This is a genomic window from Azospira sp. APE16 (genome assembly GCF_047901315.1).
Classification (GTDB): domain Bacteria; phylum Pseudomonadota; class Gammaproteobacteria; order Burkholderiales; family Rhodocyclaceae; genus Azospira; species Azospira oryzae.
Window position 1 is genome coordinate 1 of the sequence record NZ_CP179682.1, and the last position, 16,197, is coordinate 16,197.

14 protein-coding genes are annotated in these 16,197 nt (G+C 61.3%); 8 read left to right on the top strand and 6 right to left on the bottom strand.

The features are described from left to right. The first annotated feature begins 45 nt into the window (after nt 1–45). From dnaA to gyrB, 3 genes are all read left to right on the top strand, one after another. Nucleotides 46–1,422: a chromosomal replication initiator protein DnaA gene (dnaA, locus tag ACLSSQ_RS00005; RefSeq protein WP_416244308.1), complete on the top strand. Its 1,377-nt coding sequence runs from the start codon at nt 46–48 to the stop codon at nt 1,420–1,422. 229 nt (nt 1,423–1,651) lie between these two features. Then, on the top strand, nt 1,652–2,758 hold the full coding sequence (gene dnaN / locus ACLSSQ_RS00010; protein WP_014235938.1) for a DNA polymerase III subunit beta: 1,107 nt from the start codon (nt 1,652–1,654) through the stop codon (nt 2,756–2,758). A gap of 72 nt (nt 2,759–2,830) precedes the next feature. Then, nucleotides 2,831–5,323, top strand: a complete 2,493-nt coding sequence (gene gyrB, locus ACLSSQ_RS00015) for a DNA topoisomerase (ATP-hydrolyzing) subunit B (RefSeq protein ID WP_130459613.1) — start codon at nt 2,831–2,833, stop codon at nt 5,321–5,323. Nucleotides 5,324–5,529: 206 nt separating this feature from the next. Here gyrB and ACLSSQ_RS00020 read toward each other — a convergent pair whose 3' ends face one another. Genes ACLSSQ_RS00020 through ACLSSQ_RS00030 form a run of 3 tightly spaced genes read right to left on the bottom strand, consistent with a single transcriptional unit; the run spans nt 5,530 to nt 6,665 of the window. Beyond that, entirely contained in the window at nt 5,530–5,883 is a 354-nt protein-coding gene (locus tag ACLSSQ_RS00020; RefSeq protein ID WP_416243414.1) for a rhodanese-like domain-containing protein, read from the bottom strand. Between the two features lie 36 nt (nt 5,884–5,919). Then, nucleotides 5,920–6,351 carry a CopD family protein gene (locus ACLSSQ_RS00025; protein ID WP_416243415.1) on the bottom strand — a complete coding sequence of 144 codons (432 nt, stop codon included), beginning with the start codon at nt 6,349–6,351 and terminating at the stop codon, nt 5,920–5,922. Continuing rightward, entirely contained in the window at nt 6,339–6,665 is a 327-nt protein-coding gene (locus ACLSSQ_RS00030; RefSeq protein ID WP_416243416.1) for a DUF3817 domain-containing protein, read from the bottom strand. The genes ACLSSQ_RS00025 and ACLSSQ_RS00030 overlap by 13 nt, the downstream gene beginning before the upstream one ends. A 112-nt stretch (nt 6,666–6,777) precedes the next feature. Between ACLSSQ_RS00030 and ACLSSQ_RS00035 the strand changes: the two genes are divergently transcribed. Both ACLSSQ_RS00035 and ACLSSQ_RS00040 read left to right on the top strand, forming a co-directional pair. Next, nucleotides 6,778–7,758, top strand: a complete 981-nt coding sequence (locus tag ACLSSQ_RS00035; protein ID WP_416243417.1) for a GlxA family transcriptional regulator — start codon at nt 6,778–6,780, stop codon at nt 7,756–7,758. A 388-nt stretch (nt 7,759–8,146) separates the two neighbouring features. After that, nucleotides 8,147–9,271, top strand: a complete 1,125-nt coding sequence (locus ACLSSQ_RS00040) for an acyltransferase family protein (protein WP_416243418.1) — start codon at nt 8,147–8,149, stop codon at nt 9,269–9,271. A 104-nt stretch (nt 9,272–9,375) separates the two neighbouring features. Here the strand turns inward: ACLSSQ_RS00040 and tpx are convergent, their stop codons facing one another. Beyond that, nucleotides 9,376–9,879, bottom strand: a complete 504-nt coding sequence (tpx, locus tag ACLSSQ_RS00045; RefSeq protein WP_152090178.1) for a thiol peroxidase — start codon at nt 9,877–9,879, stop codon at nt 9,376–9,378. A 372-nt stretch (nt 9,880–10,251) separates the two neighbouring features. Then, nucleotides 10,252–10,683 carry a hypothetical protein gene (locus tag ACLSSQ_RS00050; RefSeq protein ID WP_416243419.1) on the bottom strand — a complete coding sequence of 144 codons (432 nt, stop codon included), beginning with the start codon at nt 10,681–10,683 and terminating at the stop codon, nt 10,252–10,254. 144 nt (nt 10,684–10,827) lie between these two features. Between ACLSSQ_RS00050 and ACLSSQ_RS00055 the strand changes: the two genes are divergently transcribed. The 3 genes from ACLSSQ_RS00055 (at nt 10,828) to ACLSSQ_RS00065 (ending at nt 13,485) form a co-directional block, all read left to right on the top strand. After that, entirely contained in the window at nt 10,828–11,532 is a 705-nt protein-coding gene (locus tag ACLSSQ_RS00055; protein ID WP_152090176.1) for a pseudouridine synthase, read from the top strand. Nucleotides 11,533–11,982: 450 nt separating this feature from the next. Beyond that, nucleotides 11,983–12,894, top strand: coding sequence for a hydrogen peroxide-inducible genes activator (locus ACLSSQ_RS00060; protein WP_416243420.1), 912 nt, complete (start codon nt 11,983–11,985; stop codon nt 12,892–12,894). 114 nt (nt 12,895–13,008) lie between these two features. After that, on the top strand, nt 13,009–13,485 hold the full coding sequence (locus tag ACLSSQ_RS00065; protein ID WP_014235930.1) for a Dps family protein: 477 nt from the start codon (nt 13,009–13,011) through the stop codon (nt 13,483–13,485). A gap of 89 nt (nt 13,486–13,574) precedes the next feature. Here the strand turns inward: ACLSSQ_RS00065 and ACLSSQ_RS00070 are convergent, their stop codons facing one another. Next, nucleotides 13,575–16,160: a DNA topoisomerase III gene (locus ACLSSQ_RS00070; protein ID WP_416243421.1), complete on the bottom strand. Its 2,586-nt coding sequence runs from the start codon at nt 16,158–16,160 to the stop codon at nt 13,575–13,577. Nucleotides 16,161–16,197 lie beyond the last annotated feature (37 nt).

The following is a 16,197-nucleotide window of genomic DNA, read 5'->3' on the forward strand; positions in this document are numbered from 1 at the left end:
ATGAGCGGTTTCTGGTCAATCTGTCTGAGCCAGTTCGAACAAGAACTGCCGCCCCAGCAATTCAACACCTGGATCAAGCCCCTGCGGCTGGAAGGCGAGGACAACCTCGCCGAAGGCCTGCGCCTGCTCGCGCCCAACGGCTTCATCCTGAAGTGGGTGAAGGAGCGCTACCTGTCCCGCATCGAGGAGCTGGCCCACAGCCACTTCTCTGCCCCTGTCGCCATCAGCCTGGGCATCGGTGGCGGCCGCACCGCCGTGGCGGTGGCCCGGCCCACGGCGCCGGCAGCCGCGCCCGCCGAGATTCCCGCTGCCGCCCCCCGGACCATGGCCCCGGCACCTGCCGCCGCCCCGGCACCGGCGCCCGCCGCCCGCCGCAATAACGGCCCCCAGAGCAGCTACGAGAAGACCCGGCTGATTCCCGGCTTCACCTTCGACAACCTGGTGGTGGGCAAGGCCAACGACCTGGCCCGGGCTGCCGCCATGCAGGTGGCCCAGAATCCGGGTGTCTCCTACAACCCCCTGTTCATTTACGGCGGCGTCGGCCTGGGCAAAACACACGTCATCCACGCCATCGGCAACGCCATCCTGCAGGCCGATCCGGACAAGGTGGTGCGCTACGTGCACGCCGAGGACTACTACTCGGACGTGGTGCGGGCCTACCAGCAGAAATCCTTCGACGTCTTCAAGCGCTATTACAAGTCCCTGGACGTGCTGCTGGTGGACGACGTGCAGTTCTTCAACGGCAAGAACCGCACCCAGGAAGAGTTCTTCTTCGTCTTCAACGCCCTCACCGAAGCCAAGAAGCAGATCATCATCACCTGCGACACCTACCCGAAGGACATCAACGGCCTCGACGACCGCCTGGTGACACGCTTCGACTGGGGCCTGACGGTGCAGATCGAGCCGCCCGAGACGGAAATGCGGGTGGCCATCCTGAAGAAGAAGGCCGAAGCCGAGGGCGTGGCCCTGGACGACGAGGTGGCCTTCTTCATCGCCAAGCACCTGCGTTCCAATGTGCGGGAGCTGGAAGGCGCTCTGAAGAAGGTGCTGGCCTATTCCCTCTTCCACGGCCGCGAGATCGCCCTGGACCTGGCCAAGGACGCGCTGAAGGACGTCATCGGCGCCTTCAACCGGCAGATCACGGTGGAGAACATCCAGAAGACCGTGGCCGAGTACTACAAGATCAAGGTGGCCGACCTCTATTCCAAGAAGCGCACCCGGGCCATCGCCCGGCCGCGCCAGGTGGCCATGTGGCTGGCCAAGGACCTGACGCCCCACAGCTACCCCATGATCGGGGATGCCTTCGGCGGCCGGGACCACACCACGGTATTGCATGCGGTCCGCACCATCGACACCCTGCGGGCCAAGGACAACGAACTGAACCACGACCTGCATGTGCTGCTGCAGGTCCTGAAAGGCTGAAAAGCCTGCACTTATGTCGTGCCCCGGGTTTTTTCCCGGGATGAAATGTGGATAATCGAGGTTTCGCCGTGGGCAGCCCCGATTTTCCCAGGCTTCACCCGGTGACCCGCCCTTTTGCGCGGGCAGCCGGAGGCAACAGGTTTTCGCAACACAGGCTTCTGCAATAATCGGATCAACGCGAGTTATCCACAGAGTTGGCGCCGCTACTATCTTTTAAGGATTGATCTCTATGCTTCTAATCAAGACCCAACGCGACACGCTGCTTTCGCCGCTGCAATCGGTCTCCGGCATTGTGGAGAAGCGGCACACCCTGCCCATCCTGTCGAACGTGCTGCTGGAAAAGAAGGGCGACGCCCTGACCTTCCTGGCCACCGACATCGAAATCCAGATCACCACCAGCGCCGCCGCCGAAGGCGGTGAAGGCGACGGCGCCGTCACCGTCGGCGCCCGCAAGCTGCAGGACATCCTGCGCTCCCTGCCCGAAGGCACGGAAGTCAGCCTGGTGCTGGAAGAAAAGCGCCTGCTGGTGCGCGGCGGCAAGAGCCGCTTCACCCTGCAGACCCTGCCCGCCGACGACTTCCCCCGCATGGCCATCGGCAACGACGACGCCAAGCGCTTCTCCGTCACCCAGAAGCAGTTCCGCCAGCTCCTGGCCCAGACCCAGTACGCCATGGCCGCCCAGGACGTGCGCTACTACCTGAACGGCCTGCTGCTGCTGACCGAAGGCAAGGAACTGCGCGCCGTGGCCACCGACGGCCACCGCCTGGCCTTCGCCAGCATGGAGATCGAAGCCGAGCTGCCCCGCCAGGAACTGATCCTGCCGCGCAAGACCGTGCTCGAGCTGAACCGCCTGCTGGCCGATTCCGACGACGCCCTGGAAATCACCCTCTCCGCCAACCAGGTGCGTTTCGCCTTCGGCAACGTGGTGCTGGTGTCCAAGCTGATCGACGGCAAATTCCCCGACTACGAGCGGGTCATCCCCGCCACCCTGAAGAACAGCCTGGAGCTGGGCCGCACCGCCCTGCTGCAGTCCATGGTTCGCGCCGCCATCCTGACCAACGAGAAGTTCCGCGGCGTGCGCCTGGTGCTCCAGGGCAACAGCCTCAAGGTCATGGCCGCCAACGCCGAGCAGGAAGAAGCCCAGGAAGAGCTGGAAGTGGAATACGCCGGCGACTCCCTGGATGTGGGCTTCAACGTCGGCTACGTGCTCGACGTGCTGAACAACGTCAGCAGCGACACCGTCACCCTCAATTTCAACGACGCCAATTCCAGCGCCCTCATCACCGTGCCGGGCAACGACCGCTTCAAGTATGTCGTCATGCCCATGCGCATCTGATCGCCGCCGAACGCCGTGATCTAAGGTCCGCCGCCCGGCGGACCTTTTGCAGTTTTAAGTGGAACAGGAACAATGAGCGAAGAAAACCCGCAAATGAACACCCCGCAGGAAGCGGCCCCCGCCTACGGCGAATCCAGCATCCAGATCCTTGAAGGCCTGGAGGCCGTGCGCAAGCGCCCGGGGATGTACATTGGCGACACTTCCGACGGCACCGGCCTGCACCACCTGGTCTTCGAAGTGGTGGACAACTCCATCGACGAAGCCCTGGCCGGCCATTGCGACGACATCACCGTCACCATCCACGCCGACAACTCCATCTCCGTCACCGACAACGGCCGCGGCATTCCCACCGGCGTGAAGATGGACGACAAGCACGAGCCGAAGCGCTCCGCTGCCGAAATCGCCCTCACCGAACTGCACGCCGGCGGCAAGTTCAACCAGAACTCCTACAAGGTTTCCGGCGGTCTGCACGGCGTCGGCGTCTCCTGCGTGAACGCCCTCTCCAAGTGGCTGCGCCTGACCATCCGTCGCGACGGCAAGCGCCACTTCATCGAGTTCAACCGGGGCGTCCCGGTGGAGCGCGTCATCGAAGTGCGCGACGGCTTTGAAGTTTCCCCCCTCAAGGTGCTGGGCGATACCGACAAGCGCGGTACCGAAGTGCACTTCCTGGCCGACGACGAAATCTTCGGCACCGTGGAATTCCACTACGAAATCCTGGCCAAGCGCCTGCGCGAACTGTCCTTCCTCAACAACGGCGTCAGCATCCGCCTGGTGGACCAGCGCAACGGCAAGGAAGAGCTGTTCGCCTTCGCCGGCGGCGTGCAAAGCTTCGTCGAATACATCAACCGCACCAAGTCCGTCCTGCATCCCAGCATCTTCTACTCCGCCGGCGAAGCCAAGGTCGGCGACACCGGCGTCACCATCGGCGTCGAAGTGGCCATGCAGTGGAACGACTCCTACCAGGAACAGGTGCTGTGCTTCACCAACAACATTCCCCAGTCTGACGGCGGCACCCACCTCACCGGCCTGCGGGCGGCCATGACCCGCATCATCAACAAGTACATCGAAGAGAACGAGATCGCCAAGAAGGCCAAGGTGGAAATCACCGGCGACGACATGCGCGAAGGTCTGGCCTGCGTTCTCTCGGTGAAGATGCCCGATCCCAAGTTCGCCTCCCAGACCAAGATGAAGCTGGTCTCTTCCGAAGCCCGTCCGGCGGTGGAAGAAGTGGTGGCGGCCAAGCTCACCGAATTCCTGCTGGAACGCCCGGTGGACGCCAAGACCATCTGCGGCAAGATCGTCGAAGCCGCCCGCGCCCGGGACGCGGCCCGCAAGGCCCGCGAAATGACCCGCCGCAAGGGCATCCTGGACGGCGTCGGCCTGCCCGGCAAACTGGCCGACTGCCAGGAGAAGGACCCCACCCAGTGCGAACTGTACCTGGTGGAGGGTGACTCCGCCGGCGGCTCCGCCAAGCAGGGCCGGGACCGCAAGTTCCAGGCGATCCTGCCCCTCAAGGGCAAGATCCTCAACGTGGAAAAGGCCCGCTTCGACAAGCTCATCTCCAGCCAGGAAATCGCCACCCTCATCACCGCCCTCGGCACCGGCATCGGCAAGGACGAATACAAGCCGGAGAAGCTGCGCTACCACCGCATCATCATCATGACCGATGCCGACGTGGACGGCGCCCACATCCGCACCCTGCTGCTCACCTTCTTCTACCGGCAGATGCCCGAGCTGGTGGAACGCGGCCACATCTACATCGCCCAGCCGCCCCTGTACAAGGTCAAGCACGGCAAGACCGAGCGCTACCTGAAGGACGACCACGAGTACCAGCAGTTCCTGCTGCAGATGGCCATGGAAGGCACCGAGCTGCTGCCCCGGGCCGGCGCCGAGCCCATCAGCGGCGCGGCCCTCGAATCCCTGGCCCGGGAATACCTGCTGGCCGAGGCCGTCATCAACCGCCTCTCCAACCACATCAACCCGGAAGTGCTGCACGCCCTGGTGCACCACAACCTGGAACTGAAGCTGGACGACGAAGCCGCCGCCAAGGCCAGCGCCGCCCTGCTGGCCAAGGTATCCAGCGACGGCATCGACGTCTTCGCCCACTACAACGAAGCCCAGGAAAGCTGGCAGGTGCGCATGGAAAAGATGCACCACGGCAACCGCAAGGTCAGCAGCATCGACGAAGACTTCCTGCGCTCCGGCGACTACCTGCAACTGCGCAAGACCGCCGAACTGCTCAACGGCCTCTTCGGCCCCGGCGGCCTGATCCAGCGCGGCGAGAAGAAGATGGCCGTCGCCGACTTCGCCAGCACCATGACCTGGCTGCTCAACGAAGTGGAAAAGGGCATCAGCAAGCAGCGCTACAAAGGTCTGGGCGAAATGAACCCCGAGCAGCTGTGGGAAACCACCATGGACCCCAACGTCCGCCGCCTGCTGCGGGTCGGCATCGACGACGCCATCGGCGCCGACGAAGTCTTCACCACCCTCATGGGCGAACTGGTGGAACCCCGCCGCAACTTCATCGAAAGCAATGCTTTGCGGGCGCAGAACATCGACGTTTGATGTTGTAGGATCTCATTTGCTTCTAGATTTGTCTCACAACTCTAGATTTATTTAGGCCCCATAAAATGAAAAAGCCACTCCCTGTGAGTGGCTTTTTTTTGTCCGCTAGTCGACCAGAGCTGCCGATCAAAAGAATAGGCGTAAACGGCAACTTTGCACTGAATTCTGCGCATACTTACCACAGAACCTTAATCATCCTGTTTCACCTATGGCAGACGATGTAGGGCCTCGATATTCGCCATGGCCCCTCCGTTGAAGGCATATTTGAATCCTCTTTCCCTAAGGATTTTGACAGCCTTGATGCTCCTGAGTCCGTGGGAGCAATAAGTTATATAGGTTCGGGTTGGATCAAGCTGAATGTAATTTTCCCTCAGTTTTCCAAGGGGGATGTTGATTGCACCATCAATATGGGTATCGTCATACTCGAAGTTCGTCCGGACGTCAATTAAGACAGCCCCATCGGCGATTAATTGCCCTAAATCTTCATCACTCTTAGCAAATTGAAACGCCCCGCAAGCAACGATCAATACCGATAGGACAAGCACCAGGGCAATCATCATTTTTTTTTCGAACATTTTTCATTATTGAGGTTCCGCTCAAAGCGGCTTAAGAACGGCCAAGGTCACTACCACAGCGACCGATAGCAATATCCCGACCGGGGCAAAGCGCAGCATCGCCCTGGGCTTGCGGCGAGTTCCGTTCGCCACCAAACGGCGCAGCGTTGCAGCCTGGATTCCATGAAGCGCTGACAGCGCCAGGACAATCAGTAGCTTGGCCGAGAGCCAGATTGACGCAAACCAATGGCCTTGAGTTGCAAGTGCAAGTCCTAGTACCCACGCCGATGCCATCGCAGGCGTCGTGACCCGTTGATCCCAACGTTGTAGAGCAGCCAACAAGCGATTCTCAGGCAAGATAAACGGACCGGCGACCGGCCGCATGGAAACCAGCAACAGCGCTGCCAATAGCAAGCCGCCTGTCCAGGTAATGATGGCTAGGACATGCAGCGCCTTGATGGTCAGGTAGAGCATGATTGGTCCAATTCGACATTCTTGCGCATCAGGAACTTCGCATTCACGAAAGCTCCGAAAGGTAGCAAGGCCATCGCGACGGAAAGGGCGATCTGGCCCTTGCTCCAATCTTCACTGACTGCGGTGTTAACGACTGTCCAGAGATAGAACACGAACGCGAGTCCATGTATTGGACCGACGATTGAAACCGTCGCCGGCATGCCCATCAAATGTTTGAGGGGAACCGCTATGAAAAGCAGGGAGAGCAAGGTTATGCCTTCGATCAGGGCAGCAAGCCGTAAGCGGTGTAGTGGATTATGCTGTTCAAAAATCAAGTTACTGCCTCCTTTACGTACTCTGTATTTCCATTTGATACGGAGTAAATTCTGGCAGTTCGAACCGCGGTAGGCCATTGGCTAGAATGACAACATACGAAATAATCTAGCCATGCACAAAATTGCCATCGTCGCCCTCCATGGGGTCGTTCCTTTTGATCTATCTACCGCCAGTGAGGTATTTGGCTGGACACGCACAGACGATCAGCAGCCAGCCTATGAAATTCGCGTCTGCGGAGAATCGAGAACGGTTGACGCCGGCACCTTCGATATACGTACGAAGTGGGGGCTGAGGGATATTTCTTGGGCCGATACCGTGATCGTCCCCGGCTTGTCTAATCCACTGACGCCTATTCCCAAAGCCGTGACTAGACGTATTAAAACGGCAGTTGATGCTGGTGTGCGCGTAGCTTCGATATGTTCGGGAACCTTCGTTTTGGCGGCAGCGGGGGTGCTTGATGGTCTGCGTGCTACAACGCATTGGCGGGCTGCAGCGGAACTAGCGCGACGCTACCCAGCTATCGATGTAGACCCGAATGTGCTGTTTGTCGACAACGGACAAATTCTGACCTCGGCCGGTGCCGCTGCCGGACTGGACTTATGTCTACACATGGTACGTCGCGATTACGGAGCGGCAGTCGCAGCGGAATCTGCGCGCCTATCCGTAATGCCACTTGAGCGTGAGGGCGGCCAAGCGCAGTTCATCTCACACGAAGGGCCGACATCCTACGCTAATCTTCAACCACTGCTCGTTTGGTTGGAGCAAAATCTTCAACGCCCACTGAGCCTCGAAGACATTGCAAAGCAGGCGGCAACAAGTAAACGGACACTCAGTCGGCGCTTTCTCGAACAAGTTGGCACAACTCCGCTGCAGTGGCTACTTGCCTCTCGCATTCGTCTTGCAAGAAAACTGCTTGAGACGACGGCCTTGTCAGTCGAGCAAATTGCAACAGCAACCGGGTTTGGTTCCGCGACAGCGCTGCGAGTGCGTTTTGCACAGACTTTGGGGACAAGTCCCTCACGTTACCGTCAAGCCTTTCGCCAATTGCCCGACGAACATGGAACTCAGCGGTTTAAGTGGGCCATGAATTAGCCCCCGCTACTTTCGGCAGAACTATTATTCTCTGCGGACTAACCTAATACAGTTGCAAGTTCACAAAGCGCACGTTGGAAGAACTGGATATTTCCAGGCGCCTATGGATCGAATTTCACCGCCCTGCCCGTCAATCCCCGTACGCCATTCCCGGCTTTCCCCAGGCTGTTACTTTCCCTAGACTCTGCCCATCTTTAAGTCCGTCATCCTCTTCCAGGTCGAGGGCTTGAAAGTCACAAAAGGGAACCGATATTCCCACCCCGAAAGGCTGCCGCCCTGGCGGTCTTTTCCGGCGTTTTAGCGCGTCAGCGCTGCTTCGGCTCAACCCGCCCCGCTTTTTCAATACTTCTGCCGGCAATGCCGCTGCGGCGCTGCACGGCCGGCCATCATGCCCATGCAATCAGTGATCGAGGGCGGAAGTACGGTGATCCCGGCTTCCGACAAGCGTTATTTCATTACCGGCCTGCGGGCCGTGGCAGCGGTGATCATCGCCTGGCATCACTTCGCCCTGTATCCGCCGCTGAAGGAATGGGCCGCGCCCCTGCTGGGCCACTTGCTGGACTGGCTGGCGGACCACGCCCGGGCCACCCAGGTGTTCTTCGTCGTGGGGGGCTATGTGATGGCCCTCAGCATGAGCGGGCGCGACTGGCGCCTGCCGGCCTTGGGGCGCTACGTGGTGCAGCGTTATTGCCGCCTGGGGCTGCCTTACCTGGCGGCCATGATCCTGGTGTGCCTGGCATACACCTATGGGCGGGAATGGCTGCCGGAGGAGATCACCGGGTCCCCCGTGAGCCTGCCCCAGGTGCTGGCCCACCTCTTCTTCCTCCAGGGCTTGCTGGGCTATGAGCAATTGTCGGCTGGCTTCTGGTTCGTCTGCATCAACTTCCAGCTGGCCCTGGTGTACGCCGGCAGCCTGTGGCTGCGCGACAGTCTGGGCCGGGGCCGTATCAACATGCCCCTGCTGCTGGGCTGGCCGGCGGCGGCCTTTGCCCTCTTCCACTTCAATCTGGATGGGGCCCTGGACGGCTGGTGGCTGTATTTCTTCCCCTACTTCTTCATGGGCATCGTCATTCACCATGCCGTGCGCCAAGCCCGTTCCCCCCTGCAGTTCTGGCTCTACGCCCTGCTGCTGCTGGCGGCCATGGGTTTTGAATGGCGCTGGCGCCTGCTCAGCGCCCTGCTGGTGGGCCTGCTGCTATGGCACGCGGAATGGCGCGGCTGGGGCGCCCGCTGGCCGCAACACAAGGCCGTGCTGGAGCTGGGGCGGATTTCCTACAGCCTGTTTCTGGTGCATTTCCCGGTGCTGGTGTTTGTCGGCGCCCTGTGGACCCGGCTGGAACTCTATTCGCCGGAGCAGGCGGCCCTGGGCCTGTTGCTGGCCTTTGTCTGCAGTGTGCTGCTGGCGCAGTTGTTCCACCGCTGGGTCGAGCAGCCGGCGGCGGCTCTGGGGCGCCGCCTGACCCAGGGTTCTACTTCCCCTGCCGGTTATGTGCCGGCTTGGAAGGGGGCCTGATCGGTGGCGGTTCGGACTTGGGCGGGTTGCTTGCCGATCCACCAGCAAAGCCGCAATGAAAAACGCCCGGCACAGCCGGGCGTTTTATTTTTTTTTAGGCAGCCTTACTTGAGCGCTGCCAGGGCTGCGTCGTAATTCGGTTCGTTCTTGATCTCGCCGACCAGTTCGCTGTGCAGGACCTTGTTGTCGGCATCCAGCACCACCACGGCCCGAGCGCAGAGACCCTTGAGGGGGCCGTTTTCCACCGCCACGCCGTAGTTCTGCAGGAATTCGGGATTGCGGAAGGTGGACACGGTGCGCACCGCTTCCAGACCTTCCGCGCCGCAGAAGCGGGCCTGGGCAAAAGGCAGGTCGGCGGAAATGCACAGGACTACAGTGTTGGCCAGGGAACCGGCGGCCTGGTTGAAGCGGCGCACGGAGGTGGCGCAGGTGGGCGTATCGATGCTGGGGAAAATGTTCAGCACTTTGCGCACCGGGCCCAGGCCGGCCAGGGTCACTTCGCCCAGGTCTTTGCCGGTCAGAGTGAAAGCGGGGCCGGCACTGCCGGGGGCAGGCAGTTGGCCGGCCACTTGAATGGGGTTGCCGCCCAGGGTAACGGTCTGGCTCATGGAATTTCCTCGCTGATGGATGGGGTTGAGGTTGTCAGAGTAGCAACGATGGCGGCGGTTCCCCAACACCTGTTAACAGCCTGTGCATAACTTGGGTATGGATCGGGTACCAGTTGTGCACAACTCCCTGTTTCGCAGGTTTGGCAAAAACCCTGCACAATTGCCTCACAGCGCTACACAGACGTTTTGCACAGGGATTTTTCTGTCTTAAGCAATTGTTGTATCGGAAGAAAAATTAGTTATCCACAGATTTGGGGCCAGGTTAACTGGTTTACGTCTTTGTATACATAAAAAACAGTGAACAACCCTTAGCTGGAGCCGGAAAAAAAAAGCCCCCGGTGAAGAGGGCGGTAAAAGAGAAGAAAAGAGGCTTCAGTTCTGGGGAGGAGCGGATGCCGGTGCAGCCGGTGCGGGAGCGGGCCGGTCGCCGTGGCGCTTGCCCCGGCTTTCGACAAAGCGTTTCTTCATGTCGTCGCAACGCTTGGGATCTTCCTTGCAGCGCTGTTCGAACTGTTCCCGGGCTTTGGCACGCATTTCTTCCCGCGCCTTGTCACAGGCGGCCGGGTCTTGTTTACACTTCTGCCGCATTTCCTCCCGTTTTGCCTTGAGCTCTTCGCAGCGTTGGGGGTTATCCTTGCAGAAGGCGTCGTGGCGCTCCTTGAGCCGTTCGCAGGCCCTGGGGTTGGCGGCACAGCGTTCCTGCATGGCGGGGCCCTTGGGGGCCGGCTGGGGGGCTTCCTGGGCCTGTACCGCAAAAGCGAAGCCGGCAAGGGCGAGGAAGGCGAGAACATGGCGTCCTGACATGGTGTTTCTCCTGGGTTCGGGGTTCATTGAATCGACGGGCCCAGTATAGGAAGGCCAGGGCGTCCCAGGTGTTTCACCCCGGCAAGGGGTTGTAAAAGTGTGTAAGCGGTCGCCGCGGCGGCCGGATTAGGAGAGAGCGTCACCATGCAACTGGAAAAACTGCTGCACAGCCAGGGATTCGGCACCCGCAAGGAATGCCGGGCCCTGGTGCGTAACGGCTGGCTGGAAATCGGCGGGGTGGTGGTGGAAGACCCCTTCCTGGAAGTGGATCCCGAGGGTTTTGAATTCACAGTGGACGACCAGCCCTGGCGTTACCGGGAAAAGGCTTACCTGATGATCCACAAGCCGGGGGACTACGAGTGCTCCCACAAGCCCAAGCACCACCGCAGCATTTTCACCCTGCTGCCGGAGGAGCTGGTGAACCGGGACGTGCAATGCGTCGGCCGCCTCGACGAGGACACTACGGGCCTGCTGCTGATGACCGACGACGGCCAGTTCATCCACCAGATGAGTTCGCCCAAGCGCAAGGTGCCCAAGGTTTACGAGATCACGGCCAAGCATCCCATCGACCAGGCCCAGATCGATCAGCTGCTGGCCGGGGTTCTCCTTCATGGCGAATACGAGCCGGTGGTTGCGGATAGCTGCGAGCTCGTCAGCGACACCGTACTGCGGTTGACCATCACCCAGGGTAAGTACCACCAGGTAAAGCGCATGCTGGGCGCTGTAGGCAACCGGGTGGAGGGTTTGAAGCGGGTGAGGATCGGCGCTTTGGACCTGCCCGCGGATCTGGCGCCGGGAGAGTGGCGCTGGCTGGAAGCCGAGGATCTGGAAAAGCTGAAGCCGGCCTGAGTGAAAAAGCCCCGCCAACGCGGGGCTTTTTCTTTGGCGCCTGGAAATGAAGGAATGACGGCGATTTTCAGGGTGCCATGCCTGTAAGCACGAAAAATAGAGCTTCTCCAGCCACCATCTTTCCTTTGCCCCGCCCTTTCTGCCTTCCGGCCTGGGTCGTTTTTTTCTTGCCCGCTTTGGCTTTTTTCAGCCGTTCCGGTTTTCCCGGCTTTTCCCTAGGGGTTGTTCACTGTTTTTTATGTATACAAAGACGTAAACCAGTTAACTCAGCCCCAAGTCTGTGGATAATTTTGAAAAGCCAATCCCATTCATTGGCTTAGGTCCGAAAAATCCCTGTGAGAAACCTCTGTGCAGTGGTGTGGGAAGATTGTGCAGGGATTTTTCCCCTACCCTTGCCCGCCCAGGTTGTGCACAATTGGTTCCACCACTTTTACCTGAGTTATACACAGCATGACCCTGACGGAAATGCGCTACATCGTGTCCTTGGCCCGGGAGCGCCACTTCGGCCGCGCCGCCGAGAAATGCCACGTGAGCCAGCCCACCCTGTCGGTGGCCCTGAAAAAGGTGGAAGAGCGCCTGGGGGTGCTGCTGTTCGAACGCAGCGCCGCCGAAGTGCGGCTGACGCCCATCGGCGAAGAGGTGGCGCGGCAGTCCGAGAAGGTCCTGAACGAGGCCCAGCGGGTCGAGGAAATCGCCCAGCGGGGCAAGGATCCCTTCAGCGGGCCCCTGCGCCTGGGGGTGATTTACACCATCGGCCCCTATCTGCTGCCCCGGCTGGTGCCGGCCCTGCACCAGGCCGTGCCCCACATGCATCTTTACCTGCAGGAGAATTTCACCCACGTGCTGGCCGAATCCCTGAAGCGGGGCGAGCTGGACGTGATCGTGGTGGCCCAGCCGTTCGACGAGCCGGGCATTGTCACCCAGCCGGTGTACGTCGAACCCTTCCGCATGCTGGTGCCGGCGGCCCATCCCTGGGCCGAGCGGAAATCGGTGGATGCGGGGGAACTGAAGGGCGAGGAACTGCTGGTGCTGGGCCAGGGCAACTGTTTCCGCGACCAGATGGTGGCCGCCTGTCCGCGCCTGACCGAGCCGGGCGGGCTGGAACGTTCCTATGAGGGCGGCTCCCTGGAGACCATCCGCCTGATGGTGGCCAGCGGCACCGGCGTTGCCGTGCTGCCCGCTTCCGCCGTCGAGGTGGCGCCGCCGGATCCGTCCCTGGCCCGGGTCATTCCCTTCAAGGCGCCGGAGCCTTCCCGCCGCATCGTGCTGGCCTGGCGCGTCACCTTCCCCCGGCCCCAGGCCATTGATGCGGTGCGGGCCGCCATTTTGCAATGTCCGCCACCCGGGGTTAAGGTACTGTAGTCCGTCTGTATTGCCCGTCCCTATTCAATCCATAGGGATAAGTCATTGGCCCGGGCGGCCGCTATCGGCCACAATGGGCGCATGGTTATTGAGAAGCTTGAAAGGAGAATCCACATGGCAACCAAGATCGATATCGGCATCACCGAGAAAGACCGCAAGAAAATCGCCGACGGCCTTTCGCACCTGCTGGCAGACAGCTACATCCTCTATCTGAAGACCCACAATTTCCACTGGAACGTCACCGGCCCCATGTTCCAGACCCTGCACACCATGTTCATGACCCAGTACACCGAACTGTGGAACTCCCTGGACCTGATCGCCGAGCGCATCCGTGCCTTGGGTTACCCGGCTCCCGGCTCCTACAAGCGCTTCGTGGAACTGGCTTCCATCACCGAGGAAGACGGCGTGCCCAAGGCCAAGGACATGATCCGCCAGCTGGTGGCCGGCCAGGAAGCCGTGGCCCGCACTGCCCGCCAGGTCTTCGCGGTGGTGGACAAGGCCAACGACCAGCCGACGGCCGATCTGCTGACCCAGCGCATGGAAGTGCATGAAAAGAACGCCTGGATGCTGCGCGTCCTGCTCGAAGAATAAGTAAATTCACCGCTTCGCCGCCTGGCGGCGGTGCGGATGCAAAAAGGGCTCGGTTCACACCGAGCCCTTTTCTTTTGCCTTGCTTAACCTCAGGCTTCCTTCGCCTTGCGCTTTGCCGGGGCTTTGGCGGGCTTTTCCGCCGCTGCCTTGGGCTCGGCCTTGGCGGCGGTTTTTTTCGCCGCTGGGGCCTTGGGCTCCCGTTTCTCGAACTCGAAGCTGACCTTGCCGTCCTTGCCCTTCACCAGGAAGGCGGAGAACTTGCGCCGGGTGCGGGCGGAGATGAAGTCCTTGAGCAGATCGGTGCGGCCGGTGGACAGCAGTTTTTGCATCTGTTCCCGTTCCACCGCCTGTTGCAGGATGATCTTGCCGGAACGGAAGTCGCAGCTCTTGGCCGGACCCACGGACTTTTCGCAGACGTAGGCCAGACCGTGCTCATAGACAGGGCTGCCGCACTTGGGACAGGGTCCCAGGCTTTCCTGGCCGGAGAAGTCCACCGGTTCGCCGCCGTCCTCGCCGGAGCGGTCCTGGCCGAAGTCGAATTCCGGTTCGTTCTTGTCGTTGAGCTTGATCAGGGCATTGAAGGGCCGCCCCATCTTGTTGCGGAAGCCCATCAGGGGGCCGACCTGGCGTTCGGTGAGCAGGGTCTCGATTTCCTCCGGCTCGAACTGGCGGCCGGCGACGATCTTCCACAGGCCGTAGTCGCAATCGCCGCACTGGAATTTCTTGTAGGTCTCGCGCATGAGACCGCCGCACTTGGGACAGGGCGACTTGAGCAGGCCGAAGTCGCCGGGCACCGTGTCGCTGTCGTAGCTCTTGGCCCGGTCCACGATGTGCCGGGTCATTTCCTCGATTTCCTGCATGAAGGCGCTGCGGGAAAGGTCGCCGCGCTCGATCTGGGCCAGCTTCCATTCCCATTCGCCGGTCAGTTCCGGCGAGGTCAGTTCGGAAATGCCCAGGCCGTTGAGCAGGGTCATGAGGGAGAAGGCCTTGGCGGTGGGGATCAGTTCCCGGCCTTCGCGGTGCAGATACTGTTCGGTGATCAGGCCTTCGATGATCTGGGCCCGGGTGGCCGGGGTGCCGAGGCCGCGGCGGGCCATGGCGGCACGCAGTTCCTCGTCGTCCACCATCTTGCCGGCGCCTTCCATGGCGGAGAGCAGGGTGGCTTCCGAGTAGCGGGCCGGGGGCCGGGTGTCGTTCTGATTGACCGCCACTTCTTCGGTCTGCACCTTCTCGCCCTGGGAGACGGCCACCAGGTTGCCCTCGTCGCCCTCCTGGCCTTCGCGGCCGTAGATGGCCAGCCAGCCCGGATTCACCAGGACCTTGCCTTCGGTCTTGAAGGGTTCGCCGGCGACCCGGGTGATGCGGGTGGTGATCAGGTATTCGGCGGCCGGGAAGAAGACGGCGAGGAAGCGCTTGACCACCAGGTCGTAGAGCTTCTGTTCCGGCTCGGAGAGGTTCTTCGGCGCCTGGGTGGTGGGGATGATGGCGAAGTGGTCGGAAATCTTGGCATTGTTGAAAATGCGCTTGTTCGGCACCACCCACTTGGACTTGAGAATCTTGTTGGCGAAGATGCCGTAGCGGTCCACCACGGAGGTGTCAGAACCCTTGGTCAGGTTTTCGCCGTTGAACATCTGCAGGGTGGCCTGCACCGTGCCCAGGTAATCCTCGGGCAGGGCCCGGGAGTCGGTCCGGGGATAGGTCAGGACCTTGTGCTTTTCATACAGGGCCTGGGCCAGGCCCAGGGTGTTCTTGGCGGAGAAGCCGAAGCGGCTGTTGGCTTCCCGCTGCAGGCTGGTGAGGTCGAAGAGCAGGGGCGAGAGCTGGGTGGAGGGCTTGGCCTCCTCGCTCACTTCGCCGGGCTGGCCTTCGCACTTGGCTTGCAGGGCCTTGGCCCGGGCTTCGTCCCACAGGCGGTCGGCCCGGGCGTGTTCGTCCTCGTCCTTGCCCTTGAAGGCTTCGTCGAACCACTTGCCCTTGTATTCGCCGGCAGCGGCGGCGAAGGTGGCTTCCACTTCCCAGTAGGGACGGGCCTTGAATTCGCGGATCTTGCGTTCCCGCTCCACCACCAGGGAGAGGGTCGGGGTCTGCACCCGGCCCACGGTGGTGAGGTGGAAGCCGCCGGTCTTGGAGTTGAAGGCGGTCATGGCCCGGGTGCCGTTGATGCCGACCAGCCAGTCGGATTCGGAACGGCACACGGCGGCATCGCCCAGCCCCTGCATTTCCTCGCCGCGGCGCAGACGGGCGAAGCCGTCGCGGATGGCCTGGGGCGTCATGGACTGCAGCCACAGCCGCTGCACGGCCTTGCCGGACTTGGCGTGGCGGGCGATGTAATTGAAGATCAGCTCGCCCTCGCGGCCCGCGTCACAGGCGTTCACCAGGCCGTCCACATCCTTGCGCTTGATCAGCTTGGTCAGCAGCTTCAGGCGGGACTCGGTTTTCTCCACCGGCTTCAGTTCGAAGTGGGGCGGGATCACGGGCAGGTGGGCAAAGGACCACTTGCCGCGCTTGACCTCGTATTCCTCGGGGATCACCAGTTCCAGCAGATGGCCGATAGCAGAGGAGAGAACGAAGTTGTCGCTCTCGAAATAGTCGTCATGCTTGGTGAAACCGCCAAGGGCTTTGGCGATGTCGGCAGCGACGGAAGGTTTTTCGGCAATGATGAGCTGTTTGCCCATGGCAGGGGCCTCTGGCAGTCCCGGTCGGGAGGTGCGG